2 protein-coding genes are annotated in these 1,056 nt (G+C 63.7%); both read right to left on the bottom strand.

Annotation, left to right across the window (positions count from 1 at the left end; genetic code table 11):
* Positions 1–17: 17 nt before the first annotated feature.
* Positions 18–560 (bottom strand): IS630 family transposase, encoded by a 543-nt coding sequence (locus JKG68_RS32515; protein ID WP_202066574.1) that lies wholly within the window; start codon positions 558–560, stop codon positions 18–20.
* Complete coding sequence (locus JKG68_RS32510) at positions 557–979, bottom strand: helix-turn-helix domain-containing protein (RefSeq protein ID WP_202066572.1); 423 nt, start codon at positions 977–979, stop codon at positions 557–559. Before JKG68_RS32510 ends, JKG68_RS32515 begins: the two co-directional genes overlap by 4 nt.
* Between the last annotated feature and the right edge of the window lie 77 nt (positions 980–1,056).

The raw sequence follows: 1,056 nt of genomic DNA, 5'->3' as shown, positions 1-1,056 counted from the left end.
CTAAAGCGAATTGTGGATCAGTGTACGGCATAGCCGGCATGCCTGATCCAGCCTCGGGCATCCTTTGCGGTGATGGTATCGAGGGCTGGTTTAAGTTCCGTCTCCAAGGCTTCGAGAGTGCGTGCGGCTTTTGCCTTGAGCCGCTCCTTCATCTTGGCCCAGGCCTGCTCGATCGGATTGAACTCGGGCGAGTAGCGGGGCAGGTACAGCAGTCCGATCCCGGCCTGGGCGAGCATCTCCCGCACTTCCGTGGCCCGATGCGGGCGCAGGTTGTCCATGACCAGGATGGCATCCGGCTTCACCTGCCGGAGCTTTGGCACCAGCACCTGCTCGAGGTAAGCCAGCAGCACGGAGGTCGAGGTGGATGCCTCGATGCTCATTGTGGCGACCAGGCCCTCATACGCCAGTGCTCCTAACACCGTCAGCCGCTGCCACGAGCCGAGCGGGATACTTCCGTACGCCCGCTGCCCGCGTGGAGCTCGCGCATGAGTACGGGCCATTTTAGTCGTCACCCCGCTTTCATCCAGGAACACCAGGCGTTCCACGGGCAGCGTGCTCATCTGCTGGCGATAAGCCTCACGCTCGGCAGCAATGTCGGGCCGCTCCTGCTCGGCCGCCCGAAGGGTCTTTGTTTCGGACGCAGCTTAAGCCGCTGGAGCGTGCGGCACATCACCGAACGGCTGACCCGCTTGCCGGTGAGCGCGAACAAACGCTCCGCATACTCGTCCAGGCGCGCGTCGTTGGTCTTGGCCACGAGCGCCTGTAGCAGCGAAAGCTCAGGAGGGCCCAGTCGACCGGCCGGTCCGCCGCGGTGCGGCTTGGGCCGGCGCCGGCCATCCTGGCGGGCCTGGCGGATCCAGTTGCAGACGGTGGCCGGACACACGCGAAAGCGGTGGGCAATCGCCACCTGACTGCCTTCTCCGTGCTCATAGGCTGCCAGAATACGCTCGCGCAGATCGGCTGAATAGGGCTGGGGCATAGTAGGCCTCCTGCACCAACACCTCTCCAACGCTCAACCCATTGCTTTAGCTTCAAACCAGCCCGCAATTCGCTTTA

Origin of the sequence: Microvirga aerilata (assembly GCF_016743775.1) — a bacterium.
Taxonomy (GTDB): Bacteria; Pseudomonadota; Alphaproteobacteria; order Rhizobiales; family Beijerinckiaceae; genus Microvirga; species Microvirga aerilata.
This window is presented reverse-complemented; position numbering and strand designations above follow the sequence as displayed.

Coding starts and splice junctions, on each gene's coding strand:
- JKG68_RS32515 (WP_202066574.1), bottom strand. CDS start 560: ATGAGCACGCTGCCCGTGGAACGCCTGGTGTTCCTGGATGAAAGCGGG.
- JKG68_RS32510 (WP_202066572.1), bottom strand. CDS start 979: ATGCCCCAGCCCTATTCAGCCGATCTGCGCGAGCGTATTCTGGCAGCC.